Annotated in this window: 1 protein-coding gene; it reads right to left on the reverse strand. The window is 66.7% G+C overall.

Annotated features, from left to right (window positions below; all coding sequences use genetic code 11):
* Positions 1–175: 175 nt before the first annotated feature.
* The coding region (locus U1872_RS22710) for a TonB-dependent siderophore receptor (protein WP_332795107.1) at positions 176–1,060 on the reverse strand (885 nt) is incomplete at its 5' end.

Consider the following 1,060-nt stretch of genomic DNA (forward strand, 5'->3'; position numbering starts at 1 on the left):
CGCACGTCGTCGACGGTCGCGCCGACCAGGGCGATCCGACCGCCGGGCAGCAGCCGCGCGATCGCCATCGCCCACAGGCTCGCCGTCGCATAGCCGAGCGGCACCGCCGCGACGACGCGTAGCGCGATGTCGCCACGACGCGCCCAGCGCGCGCGGGCATGCGCGTCGCCAGCCGTCATTCGAAGCTGTACCGAAGCGTCGCGAACGCGGTGCGCGGGCTGCCATAATAATTGCCGCGACCGGTGGCGGCGATGCGGGCATAATAGCTCTTGTCGAGCACGTTGGCCACGTTGACCGAGACACCCAGCCGCTCGCTGAACTTGTAGCCCGCGCGCAGATCGAGCACCGCATAGCTCGGCTGGCGCACGATCGTGGAGCGCGTACGCAACGTGCCGTCGGTGTTGAACACCGCTGCATTGCCGCCGAAGGTCGAACTGAACCATGTCACGCTGCCACCGAGGCTTGCGCCCGCTAGCGGCCCGTCGACCGGCGCATAGTTGGTGAACGCCTTGATCATGTGCTTCGGCACGATCGGCACCAGCGACAATCCTTCGAACGCGACGTTCTGGTCCTCCAGATATTTGGTCTTCGTGTAAGTGTAACCGCCGTTGATCCGCCAGCCCGGCAGGATCTCGCCGGTCGCCTCGGCCTCGATACCGCGCGAGCGGACCTTGCCGGTCTGCAGCACGACGGTCGCGATGTCGGGATCGTTGAACAGCCGGTTGGTCTGCGTGATCTGGTACGCCGCCGCCGACAGGAGCAGGCGATCGTTCATCAAGGAGAGCTTGGTTCCCGCCTCATATTGTGCACCGATCAGGGGCTCGATCTGCTGCCCGTCAGGACGTGCCCGCCCGACCGGTGCTGCCTGCGGCGTGAAGCTGTCGGCATAGCTCGCATAGAGGTTGAGTTGCGGCGTCACGTCCCAGACGATCCCGGCATAGGGCGTGAAGCGGTTGTCGACCCCGTAGCGCGTCGACGGCGGCAGGACACCGCTCGGCGTCAGGAGTGTGCTCGTCGTGGTATCCCACCACGTCACGCGGCCGCCGCCGACCAGCGTCAG

Source organism: Parasphingomonas frigoris (genome assembly GCF_036663815.1).
Taxonomy (GTDB): domain Bacteria; phylum Pseudomonadota; class Alphaproteobacteria; order Sphingomonadales; family Sphingomonadaceae; genus Sphingomonas.